The sequence below is a fragment of the Mesorhizobium sp. CA13 genome, assembly GCF_020165235.1.
Lineage (GTDB): Bacteria > Pseudomonadota > Alphaproteobacteria > Rhizobiales > Rhizobiaceae > Mesorhizobium.
Window position 1 is genome coordinate 137,412 of the sequence record NZ_JAIUHS010000011.1, and the last position, 24,337, is coordinate 161,748.

At 63.7% G+C, this 24,337-nt stretch carries 24 protein-coding genes, 1 other RNA gene and 1 pseudogene; 14 read left to right on the plus strand and 12 right to left on the minus strand.

Features of this window, described 5'->3' with window-relative positions:
* Window positions 1-34 precede the first annotated feature (34 nt).
* Entirely contained in the window at window positions 35-556 is a 522-nt protein-coding gene (locus tag LB566_RS22945) for a hypothetical protein (protein WP_224627301.1), read from the plus strand.
* A gap of 111 nt (window positions 557-667) precedes the next feature.
* Here LB566_RS22945 and LB566_RS22950 read toward each other — a convergent pair whose 3' ends face one another.
* On the minus strand, window positions 668-1,651 hold the full coding sequence (locus LB566_RS22950) for a Dyp-type peroxidase (protein ID WP_224627303.1): 984 nt from the start codon (window positions 1,649-1,651) through the stop codon (window positions 668-670).
* Window positions 1,652-1,875: 224 nt separating this feature from the next.
* Here LB566_RS22950 and LB566_RS22955 point away from each other — a divergent pair, with 224 nt between their 5' ends.
* Window positions 1,876-5,748: an AsmA family protein gene (locus LB566_RS22955; protein WP_224627307.1), complete on the plus strand. Its 3,873-nt coding sequence runs from the start codon at window positions 1,876-1,878 to the stop codon at window positions 5,746-5,748.
* Window positions 5,749-5,794: 46 nt separating this feature from the next.
* Here the strand turns inward: LB566_RS22955 and LB566_RS22960 are convergent, their stop codons facing one another.
* The 4 genes from LB566_RS22960 to LB566_RS22975 all read right to left on the minus strand — a co-directional run bounded on the left by LB566_RS22960 (window position 5,795) and on the right by LB566_RS22975 (window position 8,014).
* Window positions 5,795-6,682 (minus strand): sigma-70 family RNA polymerase sigma factor, encoded by an 888-nt coding sequence (locus tag LB566_RS22960; RefSeq protein WP_224627309.1) that lies wholly within the window; start codon window positions 6,680-6,682, stop codon window positions 5,795-5,797.
* A 31-nt stretch (window positions 6,683-6,713) separates the two neighbouring features.
* Window positions 6,714-7,019, minus strand: a complete 306-nt coding sequence (locus tag LB566_RS22965; protein WP_140554435.1) for a hypothetical protein — start codon at window positions 7,017-7,019, stop codon at window positions 6,714-6,716.
* Between the two features lie 263 nt (window positions 7,020-7,282).
* A complete protein-coding gene (locus LB566_RS22970) occupies window positions 7,283-7,528 on the minus strand; it encodes a DUF982 domain-containing protein (protein ID WP_224627311.1) in 246 nt (81 codons plus the stop codon).
* 33 nt (window positions 7,529-7,561) lie between these two features.
* Window positions 7,562-8,014, minus strand: a complete 453-nt coding sequence (locus LB566_RS22975) for a MarR family winged helix-turn-helix transcriptional regulator (protein ID WP_224627321.1) — start codon at window positions 8,012-8,014, stop codon at window positions 7,562-7,564.
* Window positions 8,015-8,162: 148 nt separating this feature from the next.
* Here LB566_RS22975 and LB566_RS22980 point away from each other — a divergent pair, with 148 nt between their 5' ends.
* Window positions 8,163-9,956: a chloride channel protein gene (locus tag LB566_RS22980; RefSeq protein WP_224627323.1), complete on the plus strand. Its 1,794-nt coding sequence runs from the start codon at window positions 8,163-8,165 to the stop codon at window positions 9,954-9,956.
* A gap of 12 nt (window positions 9,957-9,968) precedes the next feature.
* Here LB566_RS22980 and LB566_RS22985 read toward each other — a convergent pair whose 3' ends face one another.
* The 4 genes from LB566_RS22985 to LB566_RS23000 form a co-directional block, all read right to left on the minus strand.
* A complete protein-coding gene (locus LB566_RS22985) occupies window positions 9,969-10,190 on the minus strand; it encodes a ribbon-helix-helix domain-containing protein (RefSeq protein WP_140554441.1) in 222 nt (73 codons plus the stop codon).
* A gap of 7 nt (window positions 10,191-10,197) precedes the next feature.
* A complete protein-coding gene (locus tag LB566_RS22990; protein ID WP_140639163.1) occupies window positions 10,198-10,395 on the minus strand; it encodes a DUF4169 family protein in 198 nt (65 codons plus the stop codon).
* Window positions 10,396-10,413: 18 nt separating this feature from the next.
* Window positions 10,414-10,947, minus strand: coding sequence for an SspB family protein (locus LB566_RS22995; RefSeq protein ID WP_140554444.1), 534 nt, complete (start codon window positions 10,945-10,947; stop codon window positions 10,414-10,416).
* 132 nt (window positions 10,948-11,079) lie between these two features.
* The gene (locus tag LB566_RS23000) at window positions 11,080-11,769 is read right to left on the minus strand and encodes a TetR/AcrR family transcriptional regulator (protein WP_224627325.1); all 690 of its coding nucleotides are present in this window, start codon (window positions 11,767-11,769) and stop codon (window positions 11,080-11,082) included.
* A gap of 186 nt (window positions 11,770-11,955) precedes the next feature.
* Here LB566_RS23000 and LB566_RS23005 point away from each other — a divergent pair, with 186 nt between their 5' ends.
* On the plus strand, window positions 11,956-13,161 hold the full coding sequence (locus LB566_RS23005) for a multidrug effflux MFS transporter (protein WP_224627327.1): 1,206 nt from the start codon (window positions 11,956-11,958) through the stop codon (window positions 13,159-13,161).
* Window positions 13,162-13,208: 47 nt separating this feature from the next.
* Here the strand turns inward: LB566_RS23005 and LB566_RS23010 are convergent.
* Together LB566_RS23010 and ssrA are read right to left on the minus strand one after the other, a co-directional pair.
* A pseudogene (locus LB566_RS23010) lies at window positions 13,209-13,759 on the minus strand (AAA family ATPase).
* Window positions 13,760-13,872: 113 nt separating this feature from the next.
* Window positions 13,873-14,233: a transfer-messenger RNA gene (gene ssrA / locus LB566_RS23015) on the minus strand.
* Window positions 14,234-14,401: 168 nt separating this feature from the next.
* Between ssrA and LB566_RS23020 the strand changes: the two genes are divergently transcribed.
* The 6 genes from LB566_RS23020 to LB566_RS23045 all read left to right on the plus strand — a co-directional run bounded on the left by LB566_RS23020 (window position 14,402) and on the right by LB566_RS23045 (window position 19,578).
* Complete coding sequence (locus LB566_RS23020) at window positions 14,402-14,713, plus strand: DUF2853 family protein (RefSeq protein ID WP_140554449.1); 312 nt, start codon at window positions 14,402-14,404, stop codon at window positions 14,711-14,713.
* A 336-nt stretch (window positions 14,714-15,049) separates the two neighbouring features.
* The gene (locus tag LB566_RS23025) at window positions 15,050-15,844 is read left to right on the plus strand and encodes a thymidylate synthase (RefSeq protein ID WP_224627337.1); all 795 of its coding nucleotides are present in this window, start codon (window positions 15,050-15,052) and stop codon (window positions 15,842-15,844) included.
* Window positions 15,845-16,520: 676 nt separating this feature from the next.
* The gene (modA, locus tag LB566_RS23030; RefSeq protein ID WP_224627641.1) at window positions 16,521-17,315 is read left to right on the plus strand and encodes a molybdate ABC transporter substrate-binding protein; all 795 of its coding nucleotides are present in this window, start codon (window positions 16,521-16,523) and stop codon (window positions 17,313-17,315) included.
* Window positions 17,316-17,330: 15 nt separating this feature from the next.
* Window positions 17,331-18,035, plus strand: a complete 705-nt coding sequence (gene modB, locus LB566_RS23035; protein ID WP_224627339.1) for a molybdate ABC transporter permease subunit — start codon at window positions 17,331-17,333, stop codon at window positions 18,033-18,035.
* Entirely contained in the window at window positions 18,032-19,144 is a 1,113-nt protein-coding gene (modC, locus tag LB566_RS23040) for a molybdenum ABC transporter ATP-binding protein (protein WP_224627341.1), read from the plus strand. The genes modB and modC overlap by 4 nt, the downstream gene beginning before the upstream one ends.
* A 92-nt stretch (window positions 19,145-19,236) precedes the next feature.
* Window positions 19,237-19,578 carry a winged helix-turn-helix domain-containing protein gene (locus LB566_RS23045; RefSeq protein WP_224627344.1) on the plus strand — a complete coding sequence of 114 codons (342 nt, stop codon included), beginning with the start codon at window positions 19,237-19,239 and terminating at the stop codon, window positions 19,576-19,578.
* A gap of 82 nt (window positions 19,579-19,660) precedes the next feature.
* On the opposite strand, the gene cobF is transcribed toward LB566_RS23045, so the two are convergent.
* Window positions 19,661-20,425, minus strand: coding sequence for a precorrin-6A synthase (deacetylating) (gene cobF, locus LB566_RS23050; protein ID WP_224627346.1), 765 nt, complete (start codon window positions 20,423-20,425; stop codon window positions 19,661-19,663).
* A gap of 124 nt (window positions 20,426-20,549) precedes the next feature.
* On the opposite strand from cobF, the gene LB566_RS23055 reads away from it, so the two are divergent.
* The 4 genes from LB566_RS23055 to hflC all read left to right on the plus strand — a co-directional run bounded on the left by LB566_RS23055 (window position 20,550) and on the right by hflC (window position 24,331).
* On the plus strand, window positions 20,550-21,560 hold the full coding sequence (locus LB566_RS23055; RefSeq protein WP_224627347.1) for a DUF4424 domain-containing protein: 1,011 nt from the start codon (window positions 20,550-20,552) through the stop codon (window positions 21,558-21,560).
* On the plus strand, window positions 21,560-22,078 hold the full coding sequence (locus LB566_RS23060; protein ID WP_224627358.1) for a dihydrofolate reductase: 519 nt from the start codon (window positions 21,560-21,562) through the stop codon (window positions 22,076-22,078). Before LB566_RS23055 ends, LB566_RS23060 begins: the two co-directional genes overlap by 1 nt.
* Window positions 22,079-22,244: 166 nt before the next feature.
* Complete coding sequence (gene hflK / locus LB566_RS23065; RefSeq protein WP_140495337.1) at window positions 22,245-23,366, plus strand: FtsH protease activity modulator HflK; 1,122 nt, start codon at window positions 22,245-22,247, stop codon at window positions 23,364-23,366.
* Window positions 23,366-24,331 (plus strand): protease modulator HflC, encoded by a 966-nt coding sequence (gene hflC / locus LB566_RS23070; RefSeq protein WP_224627360.1) that lies wholly within the window; start codon window positions 23,366-23,368, stop codon window positions 24,329-24,331. The genes hflK and hflC overlap by 1 nt, the downstream gene beginning before the upstream one ends.
* The last annotated feature ends 6 nt before the right edge of the window (window positions 24,332-24,337 follow it).

Here is a 24,337-nt window from a genome sequence, read left to right on the forward strand (position 1 = left end):
ACGAGACGGGCAGCCCAAGCGGAGGAGTGGTGTCATGGCGATTTCACGCAAGGAAGAAGCGCGCGCGCTGAGTGCCGACGAACACGAACTGGTGGAGAAATCGCACCATCCGGCGGTCCAGGACCTTTCCGACGCGGATCTGTCCGGCCTCGTCAAACGCCTGCGGGAGCGGCGCGACAAGGCGCAGACCGAGGCGCATCGTCGCCGGCGCGAAATCCGGGGCAAGGGCACACCGAAAGGGGCTGTCGCTTCAAAGGCCGACGGCGGCTCTCAGGTGAAGCTTGCGGTGCTGGCGATGGCCATGCGGCGGCTGAATGGCGAGGCCGAACGGCGCCGCCAGTTGACGGCGCGCATTTCATTGGTCGACAGCGCGCGCAAGGCGCTGGCCCTGAAACAGAAAGCGCCGACGGACGGTCCAGCGTTCAACGCGCGCACCGCGCATAAGGGCATGCGGGCCGTGCCAAACCAGAGGACGCCGAATCTGGTTCGGCCGGCCGAGCTCGGCCGACAACGCAAGGCGGCCAAGGTGGCGCAGGCAAAGCGCGACGCGCGTTGAATTCGCACTGATGACGCCGATGATCGCGTGCTGGTCTCCCCAGCACGCCGAAGCACGGCAGACGCTTCTCGGCCGACACCTGTCGACAGGCTTTGACGCTGCGTGTGCCGTCTACCGACTGGCCAACTTCTCTGGCGCTGCTTCGGCAAGCACCTGCAGCATCGGCCGTGTCGGCGCGAAGAATGTCGTGCCGGTGTGAAGGGTGGAGAAATCAAGCAGCCGGTCGTAGGCGCCGGGCGGGTCGCCGACATACATGCGCTGCAGCATCTTCTCGATCACCCAGAGATACCTCGAATAGCCGATGAAGTAAGTGCCGAATTCCCGTTGCCCCGGCCGGCCGAACGGCATGTTGTCGCGCAATATGTCATGTTCGTTGCCGTCGGCATCCTCGATGGTGGCGAGCGACTTGTGCGATTTGCGCGGCGCTTCGTCATCATCGATTTCGATGTTGTCGATCTTGGTTCGGCCGATGATCGCCTCCTGCACGGGCGTGGAGATTCGCGCCCACGCCTGTAGATCGTGCAGATATTTTTGAACGACGACATAGCTGCCGCCGGCAAAATCGGGATCTTCGTCGCCAACGAGCGCCGAGGCGGGCAGATCGAGGCCGGTTGGGTTGGCTGTGCCGTCGACGAAACCGAGCAGGTCGCGGGCATCGAAATAACGGAAGCCCGAGACTTCGTCGACGACGGTCACGCCGGGACCAAGCCTGTCCAGCAGGATACGCTCGAACTCGAAGCACATGTCGGGCCGCTCGGAGCGGATATGGAAGAGAAGGTCGCCGGGCGTCGTCGGCGCGGCGTGAACCGCTCCCTTGATCGGCGCGAACGGCTTCAACTCCGCCGGCCGCCGGCCGGGGCTGAGCCGATCCCAGAGATCGCGGCCGATCCCGGCAATGCACGACAGGCGGCCGCCGAGGTCGCGGAACCCGACAGTCTTGACCAGGTCGTCAAGGTCGCCGAGCACGGAACAAACCCCGGCGAGAACCGGCTGTTCATCGGCTATGGTGACGACAAGGAAAATCGCCGATTGCGAAAGCGGCGCGTCGACGCTCTGCGCATCGATCGGCACACGGTCCCAGTTCTTCCCCGACATCCCCAATTCTCCGCTTTTCCAGGATTCTTTCAGACGACCCCGGATCGGAAAACGCCGCGGCCGGAACAGGACGAGCACGCCCAAAGCAGGGTATCGCGACTACGAGCGACCGCGCAACATTGAACGCCGTCCGTGATTGTCGCCGACGACGATCGAATTGCCTCTTTATCGACACGCGGATGCGGGTAGAGTGCGGCTGATTTCAACCAAACCGTTCGGAGCTGATGCTCGCACGCCTGTTCGTGATCTTCGGTGGCCTGTTCGTGCTGGTGCTGTGCGCGGCGCTGGTGGGGCCGTATTTTGTCGACTGGTCCGGCTATCGGGCGCAGTTCGAGCGCGAAGCGAGCGCCATTCTCGGCCGCAAGGTGACCGTGCAGGGCGCCGCCACGGCGCGCTTGTTGCCGTTTCCATCGGTAACCTTCTCCAATGTCGCCGTTGCCGGCGGCCCCGCCGGCCAGCCGGCGATGACGGTCGAGACGTTTTCGATGGATGCGGAACTGGCGCCGTTCCTGCGTGGCGAGGTGCTGATCTTCGACATGCGGCTGGTGCGGCCGAAAGCGACAATCGACATCGCCGCCAATGGCACTGTCGACTGGGCGATGCGGCCGTCCTCGCCCTTCAACCTCAACCAGATCTCGATCGAGAAGCTCACGGTGACGGAAGGGCAGATCGAGTTGCGTCATGCCGCCGGCGGACGCAGCCACATCATGTCCGAGATCAATTCGACCATCTCGGCCAAATCGCTGGCGGGCCCGTGGCGCATGGATGGCACGCTGAGGTTCGACGGCCTGCGCACGACGGTTGCCGCCACCACCGGCAAGGTCGAAGGCAATGGCCAGATGCGGTTTCGGCTCAAGGCCGATCCCGACGCCTATCCACTGGTCATCGAAACCGACGGCAATGCCGGCATCGTCAACGGCGCCGCCGTCTACTCCGGACAGTTCAAGATTTCCGGCGCCGACAAGAACTCGGCCCAGTTGCGTGGCACCGATGGCGAGACGGTGAAGGTCGCCACCGGCAAGTCCGATCCCGGCTTTCGGGTCAACGGCAAATTCGCGCTCGATCACCAGAAGCTCGGCATCGATGAATTCCGCTTCGAGACCGGGCCGCTCGACAACCCCTATACCGCCGACGGCAAGGCCTCGGTCGATCTCGGCCAGAAGCCGAGCTTCGCCATCGAGGCCAATGGCGCGCAGGTGCAGTTCGACGAGGCGGTGGGTGCGGCGGCGGGCGCCGGCTTGACACTGGATCAGCGCATTGCCGGACTGGAACAGGCGTTGCTCGACCTGCCCAAGCCGACCATTCCCGGAACGGTCGAGGTCAGGTTGCCGGCCGTGGTGGCCGGCGACACCACGGTTCGCGACGTTCATCTTTCCGCCGAGCCGGTCGATGGCGGCTGGTCGGTGAAATCGCTCGCCGCGACACTGCCCGGCCGCGCCACGCTGGAAGCCGACGGCCTGCTCAGCGTCGAGAACCATTTCGGCTTCACCGGTTCGCTGCTGCTGGCCGTGGCGCAGCCTTCCGGCTTCGCTGCCTGGTTGTCGAAGGACGTCGACGAGGCGATCCGGCGTCTGCCCGCCGCCGGCTTCCGGGCCAAGGTCGATCTCTCCGAAAAGCGCCAGGCCTTCAGCGATCTCGAACTGGTTCTGGGCAAGGCGACGTTTTCCGGCCGCATCGACTCCAGCCAGCCCGACGACGCCAGGCCCTCGGTGCTGATGCGGCTGGAAGGCGGCGATCTCGATGTCGACGGGCTGGCGGCCTTCGTCTCGATCTTCATCAGCGACAAGGGCGCCAACCGATTTGCCGACCGCGATCTCGATTTCCAGATCAAGGCGGGACCGGTCAGCGCCGGAGGCTTGACCGCCGATACGGTTGACACAGCGCTCAGGCTGCGCGACGGGCTGCTTGAGATCGACCGGCTGTCGGTGGGCGGGCTGGCTGGCGCGTCGATCAGCGCCACCGGCCGTATCAAGGATTTTCCGGCGAGTCCGACCGGCAAGCTTGACGCCTCCGTGGTCGCCGTAGACCTGAAGCCACTGATCGACGTGGCGGCGCAGCACTATGCCGACAATGCCGTGCTCAAGGGACTGGCAAGCCGCGCCGCTGCCTATCCCGACCTGTTCCAGGATTCACGCGTCGATCTTGTGGTGAGTGCCGCCGACAATGGCGACGGCACAACGGGGCTTGCGGTGAGCGGGCAAGGCAAGGCCGGCGGATCGTCCTTTTCCGCCTCACTGTCGGGGAAGGGAGCGGTCGACAAGCTTCTTGAAGCGCCTGTGGCGCTGACCTTCAATGCCAGGAACCCCGACGCCACCGCACTGCTGGCACTTTACGGCTTGCCGGCGCTGCCGCTCGGCATGCTCGGCGAGGCAAGCACCGACATCCAGGCCAAGGGTACGCTGGGCGGCGGCCTGGCGACGAGCTTCAGCCTTGCCGGCAACGACTTCAACGCCGGTTTCGACGGCACCGTAGCCGACACACCGCAAGGTCCGGTCGCAAAGGGCAAGGTCAGCCTCGATGCGGCCGACATCGAGCCCTGGTTGATGACATCAGGCATGGGCCTGCCAGGCATGGGAACAGGCATGTCGACGTCGCTCACCGCGCAGGCCGATTACGGCAACGGCCTACTGGTGCTCTCAGGCCTCAATGCCGCCATCAACGAAGCTGCGGTTTCGGGTGACGTGAATATCGACGTCAAGAAGGGGATTGACGGCAAGGATGGCGTGCCGCATCTGGCCGGCGCGCTGTCGCTCGACGAACTCGATCTCGACCCGATGGCAGTGGCGCTGTTCGGCGATTCCGCGTTCACGGACAAGAGCGGAGACAATAAAGGCGGTGTGTGGCCGTCGGCTCCGTTCAGCCAGAAATCCAGCCTTCCGTTCATGGCCGATCTCGACTTGACCACGGCTTCCCTTGCCGCAGGACCATTCGCGACCGCCTATGACGCAGCCTTGTCGCTGAAGCTCGACCAGGAAGGCATCCGCGTGTCCGATCTCAAGGCCAAGTTCCTTGGGGGTGCGCTTACCGGCCTGTTCGAATTGAAGAACAATGACGGCACCGGGCTTTTCACCGGCCAGATGAAGCTCGCGGACGCCGATCTGCCAGCCGTGCTGCCGGATGCCGGCATCGATGGCAAGGGGGATGTCTCGGCGGCGTTTTCGACAAGCGGCAAATCGGTCGACGCGATGATCGCCGCTCTGTCGGGTTCGGGCACGGCGGCGCTGAAGGGCGTCACGGTCGCCGGCGTCAATCCCGATGCGTTCAGCACTTTCCTCGCCAAGGCGGACGCGATCGGGCGCGATATCGATGCAGCCAAGATAGCCGGCTTCGCCCCTGCTATCGCGGCAGATGGCAGTTTCGCGGCAAAGGATGCCGAAATCGCCTTCACCATTGCAGGCGGCACGCTGCGGGCGCCGCCGATCAGCCTCGAAAATCCTTCGGCGACCTTGTCCGCCGACATCACGGCAGATCTCAACGCCGATATGGTCTCCGCCAAGGGTGCGGTCACCTACCGGCCTGGCGACGAGGCGCTCGTCGGTTCCGAACCGGCGATGAATTTCAGCGCCGAGGGGGCGTTCGGTGCCGTCAAACGGCAGTTCGACAGCGAACCGCTGGCGCAGTTCCTGATACAGCGCGCGCTGGAGAAGGAGCAGCAGCGGGTCGAGGCGATGCAGGCCGCGTTGCTGGAGAAGCAGCGGCTGCGGCGCGAGGTGCGCTACTACGCTGCGTTGCAGGACCAGCGCGACAAGGCGGCCGAGGAGCTGCGACGGCAACAGGAGGCGGCGCGCCTGAAGGCCGAGGCCGACGCAAAGGCGAAAGCCGAGGCGGAAGCACAGGCGCAGGCCGAAGCAGAGGCCAAGGCCAAGGCGGATGCCGAGGCAAAAGCCAAAGCCGAGGCGGATGCCAAGGCAAAGGCCGAAGAGGCGATGCGGACCGCCTCGCAGGAGAAGGCAAGGATGGAAGCGGAGCGCAAGGGCACCGAGCAGGCGCCGACGCCGGAACCGGCGGCACCGCCGGTGGCCAATGACAATCCGCCTCCGGCCAAACCGCAGTTCAATCCGTCTACGATCGACAATTTGCTGAAGTCTTTGCAGTAGGGCAGTAGGGCAGTAGGGCAGTAGGGAGGGGATTTCCCTCAATCGCTCAAAGAGCGAGCAGCTCGGCGCTTTCGGCGACGTAGCGGGCGTGGCGAAAATCGCGGATGGCGGCAAGCTTGCCGTCCTGCCAGACCAGCAGGATGAAATAGGCTGGTCGCGCAGCCGGATCGTTGCCGTCGTGAACGAGGACCACCGGCCTGTCCTCGACGAATCCCGGCACAAAACGCCAATCGTGGGCGCGGGAATAGTTGTGGAAATAGGTGGTCACTTCCTTGGGTCCGGTAAACCGCGTCCTGGCCACCAGCTCGAGGCGAACTTCATCGGCGAGCATGTCGCGCACGGCGTCGAAATCGCGGGCGTTGAAGCGATCGATATAGGCTTCGAGCAACAGGCGTCCGGAGACGCTCAGCCTGGGAACCGGCCGATCGTCGGGCTCGGCGGCGAGCTGGCGCAAACGGCCCCGGCCACGATGCAGCGCCGCCTTGACGGCGGGGATGCTGGTGTCCAGCGCGGTGCTGATCTCTTGCAGGGAATAACCCAGAACGTCCATCATGATGACGCTGCTGCGCTGCGCGACGGGCAGGCGCATGAAGGTGTGCAGGCCGGCGGCAGCGGCCTGACGGTCGAAGGTGGCGTTGGCCGGGTCGACGATCATGTCCGGATCCTCATCGGAAAAGGCCTTTTCGCGGGCTCGCCGGCGCAGGAAATCGAGTGCCGTGTTGTGCGCGATGCGAAACAGCCAGCCCTCCGGATTTGCGATCTGGCCGGCGTTCGGCAAAGCCTCGAACGCCTTGGCCAGCGCTTCCTGCAACACGTCCTCGCCGTCGAAGACGGAACCTGTCATGCGCGCACAATAGCGGTGCAGCTTTGGGCGCAATTCCCCAAACAGGCGTTCGATGAGCGCGCGGTGCTCGCCAGGAATGAGGATGTTCATACGCCCGCCGTTCTCTACATCGCTTGACCGCCTACTGGTCCAGCATCCGGTAACTGCCCACCACCGTCATCGCCTCGCGATGCGGAGGGTCGATGCAGCGATCCCTGATGCCGTTCTGAAAAGTCTCGAACGCCGCCAGCCCGGGAAGGGTGCCGGCCTGCTCCTCGGTTGCCGCTTCGACCAGATGGAAGAAGGTACCGTCGCTGGACCGCCATGTCATGTAGCGGAACCCTTCGGGCGATTTATCCCGCAATTCCTGGAACACGGCCTTGACCAGCCTCTCGTTCTCGTCGGCCAACTCGGGTTTCGTCCTGTAACGTATCAAATGGTGTTTCATCTTGTCCGGTCCTCTGGCGGCGCTGCACCTTGCAGGTCGCTCATGTCCAAGACGAAGCGGCGGAGCCAAAGGATTCGGGGGTTCCGGAATTTCTTATGCGCCCGTCATGCCCCTTCTTCCCGGTGGTAGTCGGGCTTCGCAAGTTAAATGGACGACGGCGCGTTGCTGACGGCTGTCGCGATCTATCGTGCGCTCTCCGTCGATCGACGACGGTATGTCATGCGTCCGGTTGCGCCGAGAAGGCCACAGGCCATGCGCGGCAGTTATTCGACCAGAATGCGCGCTTCCCTCGCGGCTTCGACAAAAGCATCCCTGGCGATGTCGGCCGATACGCCGCCGTTCATGGCCTGCCGGCACGCCCGCAGCGCAGCCTTATGCTTGATGCTTCCGGCATCGCGCCAGTGATTGGTAAGAAGGTCGAGAGCTTGTTCGGCATTGGACAGATTTCGAACGTCGCCAGTAACGCCTGTGGAAACCGGGACTGCCTTGGAAAACCAGATGTTGTACATGGCATAGCCTCCATTCAGCTAGGTTACGAAAACTTATTTCTGGAGCGTATCTCGATCCTTTCGGGCGAGCACGCTCCTCAGCATGGGTTCGATGCGCGAAAGCTCGTCGAGATGCGCGGCCGACAAGTCGGCGAGGCAGGCGTCGGCCCGCTCGGTCAGTTGCAGCAGCACCTTGCGCTGGTCGTCCTTGTCCTGATCCCTGACGACCAGACCGGCCTCGCACAGGCGGTTGACGAGTTCGACGGCACTATGATGACGGATGCGCAAGCGTTCGGCGAGGTCGCCTATGGCTACCGGGCCTCCGCCTGGAAAACCCTTGACGGCGAGCAGCGCCTGATGTTGGCGCGGAGTCAAACCGGCGTCTTCAGCCTGTAGCTGGCTGAATTCCAGGAAACGGCGGATCAGATAGCGGAACTCCGACAGCCGCTGGTAGTCGGCCTGGCTGATGGCGGGGCGGGGTTTTTGCGGATGCGACATATCAGACATGTGTTGCCGTTTCGGCCAAAGCTCAAACGATTTCGGGCCAGGCCCGCTTGAATATTTATATCGTATTACGATACATAGCCGCCGGCAAAGCCGTTTTGAAGGTTTGCCGATCCTCCAACAGCGACACGCCACGGAAAGCAGGCAGGCAATGAAGACCGAACAGGGCAGTCCCGGACATCTGCGCGATTTCACCACCGACGCCAGGGTGTTGCTGATCGCGGGCATCGCGGTGGTGGTGGCGACGGCCGGGCTGTTTGCCGGCATCATTCTGCTGAAATTGATCCGGCTCGCCACCAACGTCGCCTATTTCGGTCAGTTCACGCTCGCCGACCTGAAGCTGGAGGACACGCCGCTCGGTTATGCCGCCGTCGCAGTGCCGGTGATCGGCGCACTCATCATCGGCCTGATGGCGCGCTACGGCAGCGAGAAGATCCGTGGCCACGGCATTCCCGAAGCGATCGAAGCGATCCTGCTCGGGCGCTCGCGCCTGGACGCCAAGGTCGCAGTGCTGAAGCCGCTGTCGTCGGCGATCTCGATCGGCTCCGGCGGACCGTTCGGCGCCGAGGGCCCAATCATTATGACCGGCGGCGCCATCGGCTCGCTGATCGCGCAGATGCTGCCGGTCAGCGACAATGAGCGCAAGACGCTGCTGGTGGCGGGCGCCGCTGCGGGCATGACCACCGTGTTCGGAACGCCGATCGCCGCCATTATGCTGGCGGTGGAGCTGCTTCTGTTCGAATGGACGCCGCGCAGCTTCATTCCGGTGGCGGTCGCTGCCATCGTGGCGGAGGTCGAGCGCACTATGCTGCACATGCCGGGACCGATCTTTCCGTTTCAGGGCGGCATGGCGATTTCCTTTGCCGGTCTTGGCGGCTGGGTCCTGATCGGCGTTGCCGCCGGCCTCCTGTCTGCCTTGCTGACGCAGATGGTCTATGCCTGCGAGGACGGTTTCCAGAAGCTGCCGATCCACTGGATGTGGTGGCCGATGCTCGGCGGCCTCGTCGTCGGCATTGGCGGCCTGATCGAGCCGCAGGCGCTCGGCGTCGGCTACGACAACATATCAAACATGCTGGACGGCCGTACGGTCGCGACGGCGGCACTCCTTCTGTTGGTCGTTAAGGCCGTCATCTGGTCGGTGGCGCTGGGCTCGGGAACCTCGGGCGGCGTGCTGGCGCCACTGCTGATCATGGGCGGCGCGATGGGCGCGGTGCTGGCCGGCTTCCTGCCGGCGGCCGATCCCGGCTTCTGGGCGCTGCTGGCGATGGCGGCGACCATGGGCGGCACCATGCGCGCGCCGCTGACGGCGACCTTCTTCGCGGTCGAATTGACCGGCAACACGCATGTGCTGGTACCGCTGATCGCGGCCTGCGCCGCCGCTCATGCGGTGACGGTGTTGTTGATGAAACGTTCCATCCTGACCGAGAAGATCGCCAGGCGAGGGCATCATCTGGTGCGCGAATACCGGGTCGATCCGTTCGCGCTGACCAGGGTGCACGAAGTGATGACCACGCAAGTCCAGAGCGTGCCGGCGACGATGACCCTGCATGGCGCAGCGGCGTTCCTGACCGCGCCGGAGACGCGTCATCCGAGCTTTCCGGTCATTGACGGCAACAGGCAGGTGCTCGGTCTCATCGACCCGCCGGCGATCCTGCGCTGGCGGCGCGCCGGCAAGCACCGCACGACGACGCTCGGCGACTTGCTGGCCGGTAGCAAGGTGACGCTTGCCTATCCCGATGAATATCTGGAAGGCCTGTCGGACAAGCTCTTGATGGCCAACGTGTCGCATCTGCCGGTCGTGGCACGCGACGACGGAACGCTGGTCGGTTACGTCGGCTGGAAGGACCTGATGCGCGTCAGGTCCAGAAAGCAGGCGGAAGAGCGCGATCGCACGGCCCTGCTGGGGTTCGGCACCCGCCGCGGGAAACAGGAAAGCGCTGTCTGACGGAGCCCGGCATCAGGCGCGGCCGCGCTTCGCCCAGGCCAGTACATGGATCCGAAGCGCCGAGGACAGATTGGTGTCGCGCGGCCGGGTTTCGTCGACTTCCGCGACCAGCGCGGCAAGGGTCAGATTGCGCGCGACGGCGATGGCGACAAGGTCGTCAAAAAAAGGCTTTTCGAGTGAATAGCTGGTGCGGTGGCCGCGGATCGTCACCGAGCGTTTTTCGACCGGGCTCACCTGAAGCTCATTTGGGGTCCGGATCGGGCGACGGTTGACGCCGATGGCCCGCGACGAAAGACTCGGCCTTCTCGGCAACCAGGCGGTCGCGTTCCTTCTCTGCCCCGGAGCGGCCGTACAGGGCGCGGTTCTGGCTGGCAGTGCGCTCCTTCTCCAGCCTTGCCTTCTGCTTGCGGGCCTGGCGCAGATTGACGATGTCGGCCATGACGTGCGACCCGAAGGCTTATTTCTTGCGGAAGGCGTCGAGCGAGACGACTTCGGCGCCCTTGGCGGCATCGGCATCGGCCGCCTTCTTCTCGGGTTCGGCGGTCTTCTTCTCCGCCTTCGGCTTCTTCTCGGTGACGATGGCGAGCGGTTCGGGTGCCGGTTGGGAAGCCAGCTCGTCATCTGACTGGCCTTCGGTCTTGACGTCGAATTCGAGTTCGAAGTTGACCGACGGATCGTAGAAGCCGCGCACGGCCGAGAACGGGATTTCGAGTTTTTCGGGCACGTCCGAGAAGGAGAGCCCGACCTCGAAACCGGTCTCGGTGACCTTCAGGTCCCAATACTGGAACTGGATGACGATGGTCATCTGCTCCGGATAGCGCTCGCGCAGCCGCGACGATACGCGCACGCCTGGCGCGCCGGTCAGGAAGGTGATGAAGAAATGATGGTTGCCGGGGAGGCCGGTGCGCGCGACCTCGGCCAGGACCTTGCGCATGACGCCGCGCAACGCCTCCTGGGCCAGAATGTCGTAGCGGATGTGGTCGTCGGCCATGTGGCGGTCGGGTTCCGTTGAATCGTCCGCATAGCTGTAATCAAGCTTTAGCGCGGCGTAAACCGCATATAGACCGCCGCCGCGAGGAAGCGAGGACGATTGCCGAGATTTGATCGCGCGTCCCCCGCAATGTCACGCGTTGGCAAGCGCGGCGTGTTTCTTGACGCTGGCCGGGGAGGGGCGCTTGCCGAAAGCGCGCAGGAAGGTGCGCACGCCATTTGTCGCCGATTGCACGACCTCGTCCTCGGCCGGAGTGCCGCCGAGCATGAAGGTCGTCTGCAATTCAGCATTGACGAGGCCGAGGAACTGCCGCGCCGCGACGTCGGGATCGTCGATCGCGAGGTAACCGCCATAAGCAAGGCGGGCGAAGCGGGCGGCGATTGCCGGCCAGGTCCGCCCCGGGCCCTGTTCGCGCCATTCGGCGAACAGTTCGGGATAGCGTTCGCCTTCGGTCTGGATCAGTTTGCGCAGGAACTTTCCGTCGCGATTGCAGATGCAGTTCTGGTTCAGGCGCACGGCAAAACCGATGAGATCCGCTTCCAGATCGCTGGGCTGATCCGGGAACGTGGCGATGGTGGCGAAGATGCCGGCATTGCAGCGCTCGGTGAGATCGCGGACCACGGCGATGAAGAGCTTCTCCTTGTCGCCATGGTGGTTATAGACGGTCTGGCGCGAGACACCCGCCTCGGCAGCAATCAGGTCGATGTTGGCGCCGGCAAAGCCCTCGCGGCAGAACACGGAAGCGGCGGCGTCGACCACCGAGATGCGCTTGGCCTCGTGGCTGCGTGGCGGGAAACTGTCAGGAGAAACGCCCGGTCTCATGAAAATCTATATAGAGGTGATTGACGATTTAGACAAGACTGTCTAAATTTGTGGACACGGTATAAGGGGTTCACCTCTGGACAGGCGAACAATTCGCCCTCGGAGAGTCGGAATCCCACGGGATGGAACGTCCTGGGGTCATATGTCGCCGTGCGGCGGCAACCAGATTCGAAAGAAGCCAACATCATGAGTCCCAAATTCCTCCGCATCGCGGTCGTGCTCGGCCTGTTGTCCGCCATCGGCCCTTTCGCCATCGATATGTATCTGCCCGCATTGCCCTCGATCGGCGCGGATCTCAACGCCGGCACCGCCGCCGTGCAGATGAGCCTGTTGATCTTTTTCCTGTCGATGGGCTTCGGCCAGATCGTCGTCGGGCCGATCTCCGATATGGTCGGGCGCAAGCTACCGCTTTATGGCGGTCTTGCGCTGTTCATGGTCGGCGGCATCGGTTCGGCATTGGCGCCGACCATCGAATGGCTGATCGCCTTCCGTTTCCTGCAAGGCCTTGGCGCCAGCGCCGGCATGGCCATTCCGCGCGCGATCGTGCGCGACCTGCACACCGGCAATGAAGCAGCCAAGCTGATGTCGTTGCTGATGCTGGTGTTCTCGGTGTCGCCGATCCTGGCGCCGCTGACCGGCAGCCAGATCATCGAGAGTTTCGGCTGGCGCGCCGTGTTCTGGACCGTGACGGCCGCGGCGGTGCTCGCAACCATCCTGCTCGCGACCTCGCTCAAGGAGACGCGGCCGGTTGAGGAACGCGCCGGCTCTTCCTTCGGCACCGCCCTTGCGGGCTACCGTTTCCTGATGGGCGACCGCAATTTCCTCGGCCTGGTGGCGATCGCGGGCTTCGGCATTGCGAGCTTTTTCGTCTATCTGTCGAGCTCGTCCTTCATCCTGATCGACCATTACGGCCTGTCGCCTTCGGTCTATAGCGTGTTCTTCTCGATCAATGCCGTCGCCTTCATCGGCATGTCGCAGCTCACAGGCCTGCTTTCCGAGCGTTTCGGGCTCAAGCGAGTGGTATGGGTGGCGGTGACCGGCTACGCCACGACGATGGTGGCACTGTTCGCGATCATGGCTTCCGGCGTGGACCGGCTGGATGTGATGGCGGCGCTGCTGTTCGTCGGCTACGGCTTCCTCGGCCTGGTCATTCCGACCACCTCGGTGCTGGCCATGGAAGAGCATGGCGAGATCGCCGGCACGGCTTCGGCGCTGATGGGCACGCTGCACTTCGCCATCGGCGCGCTCGCGATGGGTGTCGCGGGCATCTTCTTCGACGGCACGCCGCTGCCGATGGTCGCCGGCATCACGCTCTGCGCGGTGATTTCGTTCACGCTGGCCAAGGTCACGCTCGGCCGCTCGCGCGGGGCGGTCGAGGCGCCGGCGGAGTAATCGATCGTCAACAGAATGAAAAAAGGCCGGGTCGATCCCGGCCTTTTTCACGCCAATCGCGTTTCGGCCAGCACGAATTTCAGCCTGGCGTCGACCGGTGCCAGAGGCAGCGGTACCAGGTCATAGCCGAGTTCGGTGTAGATGCCGACCAGTCCCGATAGGTGCGCTCGGCTTCGTCCAGGGTTTGCTTGCGCTCTTCATCCTGAGCGAAGATTTCGGGCCAGGGCGGGGCAACGAAGACACGGGGGTTGTAGCGGAAGCGCTTCGCTGCAAGGCCGACGTGCCCGGGAACGGGCAGGCCGCTGAGGCGGAGATAACCCAGCGTGTCGGGCACGCCACGATCGAAGAAGACCGGTCCTTCCTGTTCGATCGCGGCCTGGTATGAGCGCATCTCCCAAGACAGCATCAATTCGGCAAACAATGTGCGATCGTTCCAGGGCAAGGCGGGGCCGCCGATGGCGGACTGGTCGCGAATGATGCCGCGCCCGGCCTCGACCGAGGTGGCGAAGCCTTTTTGCCGCAAGGCTTCGATCAGGGTGGTCTTGCCGGAGCCCGGACCTCCGGTCAGCACGATGAATCGGTCGGAATTGTTTTGCATTTTTTACCCGTGTCGAAGGAGGCACGCGGCTCCGCTGCGTCGCCTCCCACGGCCGAACGAAGTCTGGCCGGCGCGAGGGTGCCGTTGCGCGTGATGCAGGTGAAAGAGGGGGAAGTGGAGGTTTCTGTTGCCAGGTACCTCCGAACCCCGCCTAGAAGTGCGAACCCCTAGGGCTTGATTTGAAGCTATCGCACTGCATTAAGCAGCGAGACGTGCTTCCGCATAGTTGTCGTTGGCAACTATAAGTTTAGCCCGATGACGGTGGTACAATGCCGGGCAAAAGTACGATCTTTACACCTTCGTCGATCCTATTTCGCCCCCAGCAAAAGCCGCTCCGTCTTTCAGAGCGGTTTTTGGTGGAGGCGCCGGGTACCGCCCCCGGGTCCGAACGGCTTATTTCATCGCCAGTTTATCGCCATAGTCGGTCAAGCCGACCAAGCGAATATAGGGGGCCATCGCCAGAAATGAAAGACCGCAATCGTGCTTTGTCCCTGTGTCAAAATGCGACGCGGCAGGGTTGACTTGGGAACGGTCTCAACCGAAGCTTTGCCGCGGTGAGGAGTTACCGATCGAGCGCACGAGTTGCGGAGCGCGCCACAGCCCTCATCGACCGGATCCGTGGCGCCGACGAGGGGAATTTTGATGGCCGACTATCTTGCAGACGTGAAGAAATACGACGCTGCGGCGAGTGCCGAAACTGTCGAGAAGATCGTCAAGCATCTGGGCATCGCGCTCAGGAACCGCGATTCCTCGCTGGTGTCCTGCACCGATCCCAAGGAGCTCGAGCGCGTCCGGGAAAACTGGGTCGGCAAGAAGCTCGGCGTCGCCGATGCGGCGAAGGCAGATGCTGCGATCGAGAAGACCTGCAAGGCGATGGCCGCAGACAACACCAAGAATCGGGTGACTTTTTACTACCTCGTTGCCAAGGACCTGGGAAAGCTCGGTTCGCTCTGACGGGTCGCTGCGATTTGCAAGGCCGGCAGCAGGCGGTCTGATTTTTAACTTGCCGGCGTCGGCGCCGCCGTCATTGCCCTGCATGGCATTTCTCCCCGTATCAGGAGAAAGGGGCAGCCACAGCACTGGCGCTAATCTCGCAACGCTGGCGATTGGCGAATCGTCCACAACGGCACTCCTCTCCCTGGTGTGCGGGGAGAGGACGCTGGCACGCAGGTGACGGGCAGCGCCAACGGCCGGAAGGGTGGTAGGGCAAGCAACGTTCGCGCCGCTTTGTGGTGTTCGGTCACCGGTGTATCGGTTATGATGACGAAATAACCGAATCGAGCCGAACCGATGCGCCAGTATCTCGACCTTTTGCAGCACGTGCTGGACCACGGCGCCGACCGCGGCGACCGCACGGGCACGGGAACGCGCTCCGTCTTCGGCTACCAGATGCGCTTCGACCTGGCGCGCGGCTTTCCCGTTACCACCACAAAGAAGCTGCATCTGAAATCGATCATTCATGAGCTGCTGTGGTTCCTGGCCGGCGAAACCAATACCAAATATCTTACCGACCATGGCGTTTCCATCTGGGACGAGTGGGCTGACGAGAATGGCGATCTTGGCCCCGTCTACGGCAAGCAGTGGCGTTCCTGGCCGGACGGCCATGGCGGGTCGATCGACCAGATAACCAATCTTCTGAAGGAGATACGCCGCAATCCTCAATCGCGGCGGCTGATCGTTTCGGCCTGGAATCCGGCCGAGGTGGAGGCGATGGCGTTGCCGCCATGCCATTGCCTGTTCCAGTTCTATGTCTCGGAAGGCCGGCTTTCTTGCCAGCTTTACCAGCGTTCCGGCGACATCTTCCTCGGCGTGCCGTTCAACATCGCCTCCTATGCCCTGCTGACTTTGATGGTGGCGCAGGTGACTGGCCTGAAGCCCGGCGACGTCGTCCATACGCTGGGCGACGCGCATCTTTATTCGAATCATTTCGAGCAGGCACGCGAGCAGTTGCGGCGCACGCCGAGAGCGCTGCCGACCATGTGGATCAACCCTGAAGTGAAGGATCTCTTCGCCTTCCGCTTCGAGGATTTCCGGCTGGAAAACTATGTCGCCGACGCGACGATCAAGGCGCCGATCGCGGTCTGAACCGCCGGCGCAGTTGCCGGCCTGATGTCTCGAGGCCGTGGCGATGGCCTCGCCGATACGTCGTTTTGATATCTTTTCGACGAGATCGGTCGACCTTACCCTCAGGCCAGGAGATTTCCGGGGGAGGCGTCCATGCGACTGCCAGCAGCGGTATTTGCGCTCGTCTTTGTCTTCGCTTTCAATGCCCACGCATTTGCCGAGTGCGGGTGTGAATGCATCAACAACAGCATGAAGCCGTTCTGCGATGATCCAGCTGCGAAGCTGCCAAACTGTCCCCGCGCGACTTGCAAGCCCGCTGACGCGGAGGGGAATGACCTTCCCGCAAGCGCCATATCAAGCGAGACGCGGTATGTCTGCAAAGTGCGGATGGTGAAGACGCCGGAAGGCTTGTTTCGACACACACTTACCTGCATTTAGACATTGCCTCGCCTCTCCCAATAGATCGCGGCGGCGACTGCTTTGAAGGCACAGTCTACACGCCGATCAACCGTACCAATGCATGTCGCCCAAAAGTCTTCTTCTGCCTTCGCTGTATCCGTGCTGGTCTATCGCAGGTCGCGATGACGCCGCGCATTCAATGGCGACGCTGGGCGAAAAACCTTTCTTTGTTATATTCATCCGGATATATCGGATGGCAGACTTCGAGCAGGCCGAATGTCAACTCAGGGAGAGTTTCATGACGCGCAACGGTTTTGCAGTGGCGGCGGTCGCCATTGGCGGCTTCGCGGCGGCGTGGACGGCGGCAGTGTCGGCGGCTCGCGCGCAAGACCAGGTGGTGGTGTTTGCGGCCGCCAGCCTCAAGGACGCGCTCGACGCGGTCAACAAAGCCTGCGCGGCTGATGTCGGCGAAGCGGCGACCATCTCCTACGCGGCGAGTTCGGCGCTCGCCAAACAGATCGAAAGCGGCGCGCCGGCGGACGTCTTCATCTCGGCCGATCTCGACTGGATGAAGTATCTTTCCGACAGGAAGCTGACCAAGCCCCATACCGAAGTGAAGCTGCTCGGCAACCAGATCGTGCTGGTGGCCCCGAAGGATTCGGCCGTTGAAGCCAAGATCGAAAAGGGTTTTGATCTGGCCAGGCTGGTCGGCGACGGCAAGCTCGCCATGGGCGACTTCAAGGCTGTGCCGGCCGGCAAATACGGCAAGGCCGCCCTTCAATCGCTCGGCGTCTGGTCCTCGGTTGAGGGCAAGGTGGCGCAGGCCGAGAATGTGCGTGCGGCACTCAAGCTGGTCTCGACGGGCGAAGCGGCTCTCGGCATCGTCTACGCCACGGACGCGCATGCCGAAAAGGGCGTCAAGGTGGTTGGTGTTTTCCCCGAGGATTCGCATCCGCCGATCATCTATCCGGTTGCCCAGACCGCGGATTCGAAGGACAAGGACACGCCTGCCTTCCTGAAGTGCCTGCGGACGGCAAAGGCATCGGATCTGTTCAAGGAGCAGGGTTTCTCGGTCCTTGCGCCCGTCAACTAGGATAGCCACCTGCGCATGAACTGGCTGCTGGACCTCACTCCCGACGAATGGAATGCGGTCCGGCTGTCCATCAAGGTGGCGACAGTGGCGATGATCGCCAGCCTGCCGCCGGGCATAGCGATAGCGCTGCTCCTGGCGCGCGGCCGTTTCTGGGGCAAGACGCTGCTCAACGGGCTGGTGCATCTGCCGCTGATCCTGCCGCCCGTGGTGACCGGCTATCTCCTGCTTCTGACCTTCGGCAAGCGCGGGCCGGCCGGCGCATTCCTGGCCGAGCATTTCGGCATCGTCTTTTCCTTTCGCTGGACGGGTGCGGCTCTTGCCTGCGGCGTCATGGGTTTTCCGCTGATGGTGCGGGCGATCCGATTGTCGATCGAGGCCGTCGACCGCAAGATGGAGGCGGCGGCCGGAACGCTCGGCGCCAACCCGCCATGGGTGTTCGGCACCATCACCTTGCCGCTGATCCTGCCCGGGCTGATCGCCGGTGCCATCCTCTCCTTCGCCAAGGCGATGGGCGAGTTCGGAGCGACGATCACCTTCGTCTCCAACATCCCGAACGAGACGCAGACGCTGCCGTCGGCAATCTACACGTTCACCCAGGTGCCGGGCGGCGATGCCGGCGCGCTTCGGCTGACGCTGATCTCGATCGTCATCTCGATGACCGCCCTGGTGGCCTCGGAAGTGTTGGCGCGGCGCGTCGGCCGGCGGATGGACATCGAATGACGGTCCTTGTCGACATCCGCCATCGGCTAGGCGATTTCCATCTCGACATCCGCTTCGAGAGCGCCGGGCGGCTGACGGCGCTGTTCGGGCCCTCCGGTTCGGGCAAGACCACGCTGATCAATATGATTGCCGGGCTGATCCGGCCCGACCAGGGACGCATCGAGGTCGATGGCCGTGTGCTGGTCGACACGGCCAAGGGTATTTTCGTGCCGAAGCACAGGCGCCGGATCGGCATGGTGTTCCAGGACGCGCGCCTGTTTCCGCATATGAGCGTGGCGAGCAATTTGCGTTATGGCCGCTGGTTCACGCCGGCGGCGGAGCGTTATGCCGAGATCGACGCCGTCGTCGAATTGCTTGGCATCGAGCCGCTGCTGCCGCGGCGCCCGGCAAGGCTCTCGGGCGGCGAGAGACAGCGCGTCGCGATCGGCCGGGCGCTGCTCGCCAGCCCCCGGCTGTTGCTGATGGACGAGCCGCTGGCCTCGCTCGACGAGGCGCGCAAGGCCGAAATCCTGCCCTATGTCGAGCGGCTGCGCGACGAGACGAAGATCCCGATCGTCTATGTCAGCCATTCGATCGCCGAGGTGGCGCGGTTGGCGAGCGACGTGGTGATGCTGGCGCAAGGCAAGGTTGTCGCCAGTGGCCCGACCACGGCTGTCATGCAAAGGCCGGACCTTCTGCCGGCGGAAGAGCGCGGCGAGGGCGGCGCGGTGCTGGACACCAGCGTACTTCATCATGACGAGGTTTTCGGCATGACGGTGCTTGGCTCGAATGCCGGCGAGATACGCGTGCCCAAGCTGGCGGCGATGGTGGGCGCGCCGGTGCGTGTCCGCGTCCGCGCCCGCGACGTCATGATCGCCACCGAACGGCCGTCGGGTCTCAGCGCGCTCAACATCCTGGCCGGCACGATCGTCGCGATCAGGCCGGGCGAGGGGCCGACGGTCGAGATCGGTATCGACTGCAACGGCGCGACCGTGCTGGCACGGGTCACCGAACAATCGCGGCAGGTTCTGAAGCTGCGGCTCGGCGGACAGGTCTTCGCCGTGATCAAGACGGTGAGTTTCGACCAGGCGAACACCGGGGGCGGGCTCCCCGCGCAGGCGGACGGCTGAGACGACGAGCGGGTCTCTGCGCTATATCGATTTGGAATAGCGAGGCCGCCAAGGACGCTCTAACATGGCGGGCGTGATCGCGGAGGAAGAAAATGCCGTCGCTGAGCTTGCGGATAAACTTTGACCCCGACGGGCGCATCGGGCCGGGCAAGATCGAATTGCTGGAGCAAATCGCCGCCTTCGGTTCGATCTCGGCCGCCGCGCGCGGCATGGAGATGTCCTACAAGCATGCCTGGGACCTGGTCGAAGACATGAACCGGGTGTTCGGCAAGCCGCTGGTGGCCGCGCAGACCGGCGGCCGGAAGGGCGGCGGCGCGCAACTGACGGCGGTGGGCCTGGCCGTGGTCAGCCGTTTCCGCGCCATCGAACGAGCGGCGGCTTCGGCGGCCGCGACGCATATGGAGGCGTTGCAGGCGGAGATTGAGGCGGGGTAGAGAGTAAGGCAGTAAGGCAGTAGGGCAGTAGGGCAGTAGGGCAGTAGGGCAGTAGGGCAGACCAACTCGGCGCGTTGGAATTTTACTCCCCTCCCTTCCGCAGCAAATAGGTGTCCATGATCCAGCCCTTCTTCCGGCGGGCTTCCTCGCGGATTCTTTCGATTTCGGCGCCGACATCGCCGAGGCGGCCGGAGACGATGATTTCGTCCGGCGTGCCGAGATAGGCGCCCCATTGGATGAAAAGGTCCCGGTCGGCGAGCGTGTTGAAGGCGCATTTGCCGTCGAGCAGGACGACGGCGCTGCCGGCATTCTGCGGCATGCCTTCATCCGTCAGCCGGCGGCCGGTGGTGATGAGGATCGAATCGCCAATACGGTTCAACGCCGTCGCGTGGCTGGCGGCGAGCGCTTGGATGGCCGTGATGCCGGGAATAACTTCCAGTTCAAAGGCGACGTTGCCCCTGAGGCGCACGCGCTCCAGGATGCGCAGCGCGCTGTCGTAGAGCGAGGGGTCGCCCCAGATCAGGAAGGCGCCGCAGCCGTCCTCGGCGATCTCGTCGCGGATCAGGTCTTCATAGATGGCCGCGATCACCTCGTGCCAGTCATCGACAGTCGAGCGATAGGAAGGCGCTGGTTCGGCCCGCACGGGCACGTCGAATTCCACGCGGCGGGAATTCGGGTTGGTGACGAAACGGTCGCAGATGTGACGGCGCAGTTCGGCAAGATCGTTCTTCTTCGCACCCTTGTCGGGGATGAACAGCACGTCGGCCCGATTGAGGCCTGATATGGCCTGCACGGTCATATGGTCGGGATTGCCGGCGCCGATGCCGATGACGAGAAGCTTGCGCATGACGCGAACTCCTGCCCGATCGCAACCCTTTAGTCCAGACTGGCGTGGCGCGGATGCGGAAGGGCTTTGAAACGCCACGTTGAAACCGCTAGGGTCATCGCGACATTCTCGCCGAGGGGCTTTCATGTTGCGATATGTTCTGACCACGGTGCTGGCCTTGTCGGCCGCACCCGCGTTCGCCAATGATTCTGTTGCCGAGCTCGGCACCGGCGGCTTGGTCCTGTCGCGCAGCGATGCCGTGGCGATGCAGAGCGAGGAGCTCTTCATCTCGCCGGAAAAGGTGACCGTGGACTACGTCTTCCACAACAACACCGACAAGGACGTCGACGCGATCGTCGCCTTCCCAATGCCCGACATCTCCGGCGATCCCGAGGAGATGCCGGCGATCCCCGAAAACCAGAGCGACAATTTCCTCGGCTTCGAGGTGACGATCGATGGCGTGGCAGCAAAGCCTGAGCTCGAGCAGAAGGCGTTCGCGCTCGGCATCGACATCGGTGCCGACCTGAAGGCGCAGAACGTGCCTTTCAACCCATTTGGTGAAGCGGCAAAGGCGGCGCTCACGAAATTGCCGCAAACGGTGGCCGACGATTGGGTCACCCGCGGCATCATCATCGAGGACACTGTCGATGACAGCGCTGGCGCGAAACCCAATTATGCACCGTTCTGGCAATTGCGCTCGACCTATTGGTGGCGCTCGACCTTTCCGGCCAACAAGGACGTCCATGTCTCGCACCGCTACAAACCGAGCGTCGGCGGCACCTCGTCGGTCAGCTTCTTCTACGACGGCAAGTTCCAGGGGCAGTACGCTACCTACAAGACCCGCTACTGCATGGATGACACGTTCGAGAGCGCGGTGCGCAAGGCTGCCAAGAACGATCCCGACGGCTACCCCAAATATTACGAAAGCCGCATCGCCTATATCCTGACCACCGGCGGCAACTGGGCGGCGGGCAGCATCGGCAAGTTCAAGCTGACCGTCGACAAGGGCAACCCCAAAGCGCTGGTCTCGTTCTGCGGCGACAATGTTAGGAAGGTCGGGCCGACGAGCTTCGAGATGACGGCTGAGGATTTCTATCCCGAGCGCGACATCGACATCCTCATCCTCGATCCAACGGACAACGGGAACGGCAACTGATGCACGTGGCAATCTATGTCGCCATCGCCGAGAACGGCGTCATCGGGCGGGACGGAGGGCTGCCCTGGCGGCTTTCCACCGATCTCAAGCGCTTCAAGGCAGATACGATGGGCAAGCCCATCATCATGGGCCGCAAGACCTATGAAGGCATCGGCCGGCCGCTGCCGGGCAGGCTCAACATCGTCGTAACCCGCGACAAGGCCTGGCGCGCTGACGGCGTGGAAGTGGCGCATACGCTTGAGAACGCGATCCAGCTGGCTGATGTGCGTGGGCGTTGCATGAGCGGGGTGGATGAGGTCTGCGTCATCGGCGGCGGCGAGATTTATGCGCAAGCGCTGCCGCTGGCCGACCGGCTGCACGTCACCCATGTGCTGGCCGCTGTCGACGGCGATGCGCATTTCCCGCCGATCGATCCGAAACGCTGGCGCGAAGTCAGTTCGCAGGAGATCCCAGCCGGCGAAAAGGACAGCCACGCGACGCGCTATACTGTTTACGAGCGACGCCGCGAGAGCCATTGAAAGAAAAAAGGCGTTTTAAGACGACAAAGGGTCGCGACCGGCCCAAAACCGATGATGCCGGCAGAGCATCGCGTTGAAAGCGCACGGTGGCGTCCCTATAGAAGAACAAGACTGGATTTGCGCCACAGCACCGGCGCTTGAGGGAATTCCAAGCGAAAGGACATTCATGCCCTGGAACGACAAAGGTGGCGGTGGCGGCGGCCCATGGGGCGGCGGCGGCAATAATCAGGGGCCTTGGGGGCAGGGACCGAAGGGGCCAAGCGGCCCGCAAGGCTCGCCTCCCGACCTCGAGGATATCATCCGCCGTGGCCAGGACAGGCTGCGGCGCGCGCTGCCCGGCGGTGGCGGCGCCAGTCCGGCCATATTCGGGCTGATCGGCGCGGCGCTGGTCGTGCTGTGGGCGTTCCAGGCGGTCTATACCGTGCAGCCCGACGAGGTCGCGGTCGAGCTGCGCTTCGGCAAGCCGAAGGCCGAACTGTCGCAGCCCGGCCTGCATTTCCACTGGTGGCCGCTCGAAACCGTAGAAACGGCCAAGATTTCCGAGCAGCTCGTCGACATTGGCGGTGGCGCGTCCAGCGGCAACACGTCGGGGCTGATGCTTTCGGGCGACCAGAACATCGTCAACGTGCAGTTCTCGGTCGCCTATCAGGTCTCCGATCCCCGCGCCTATCTGTTCGACGTCTCCGACCCGGACGGCATGCTGCGGCAGGTCGCCGAAAGCGCGATGCGCGAGGCCGTCGGCCGCAGGCCGGCGCAGGACATCTTCCGTGACGACCGCCAGGGCATAGCGGCTTCGGTACGCGAGATCATCCAGACCACGCTCGACGGCTACAAGGCCGGGCTCCAGGTCAACGCCATCTCGATCGAGGACGCGGCGCCGCCGCGTGAGGTCGCCGACGCCTTCGATGAGGTGCAGCGCGCCGAGCAGGACGAGGATAAGTTCGTCGAGCAGGCCAACCAGTACTCCAACCAGAAGCTCGGCCAGGCTCGCGGCGAGGCCGCACAGGTCCGCGAAGACGCGGCCGCCTACAAGAACCGGGTGGTGCAGGAGGCCGAAGGTGAGGCCCAGCGCTTCATCTCCGTCTATGACGAATATGCCAAGGCGCCTGATGTGACGCGCAAGCGGCTTTACCTGGAAACGATGGAGAAGGTGCTGAAGGACTCCGGTAAGGTGATCGTCGAGCAAGGCAACGGGCAGGGGGTTGTCCCCTATCTGCCGCTGCCGGCATTGCAGCAGAAAGCGCCGGCTCCGGCCCCCCTTGGCGCGACGACGGGAGGTAACCAGTGATGGCCAACCGTCTCCCTGTCATCGTCGTCATCGCGGCGGTCATCCTGTTCCTCATCTATTCGTCGGTCTTCGTGGTCAATGCGCGCCAGCAGGCGCTGGTGCTGAGGTTCGGCGAGATCGTCGACGTCAAGACCGAACCCGGCATCTACTTCAAGGCGCCGTTCTCGTTCTTCGACGCCGACACGGTGCAGCTGATCGAGAACCGGGTGCTGCGCTTCGACCTCGACAACATCCGCGTCCAGGTGTCAGGCGGCAAGTTCTATGAGGTCGATGCCTTCATCGCCTACCGAATCTCGGATCCGCGTGTCTTCCGTGCCGCGGTATCCGGCCAGATCGAGCTGGCCGAAGCGCGGCTGAGGACGCGTCTCGACGCTGCCTTGCGCCGGGTCTACGGTCTGCGCGACTTCGAGGCCGCCCTTTCGGAGGAGCGCGCGGTGATGATGCGCGAAGTGCGCGATCAGCTACGGCCCGACGCCACCTCGCTCGGCCTGCAGATCGAGGATGTCCGCATCCGCCGCACCGACCTCACTGCCGAAGTCTCGCAGCAGACCTTCGATCGCATGAAGGCCGAACGTCTGGCCGAGGCCGAAAGGCTGAGGGCGCGCGGCAATGAGGCGGCGCAGCGCATCAAGGCCCGCGCCGACCGTGAGGTGGTCGAGATCATCGCGGAAGCGCAGAAGGAGTCCGAAATCCTGCGCGGCGAGGGCGAGGCGCAGCGCAGCGCCACCTTCGCCGAGGCCTATCAGCGCGATCCGGCGTTCTTCGACTTCTACCGGTCGATGAACGCCTATGGCACGGCGCTGGACAACACCGGCACGACAATGGTGCTGTCGCCGAATTGGGAGTTCTTCCGTTTCTTCCGCGATCCTGATGGCAAGGAGACGCCGGCAAAGCCGGCGGCTCCGCAGCCGGCACCTGCAGCGCCGGCGACGGCGCCCGCGGTATCGCCCAGCACCGGCCAGTAGCGGCCG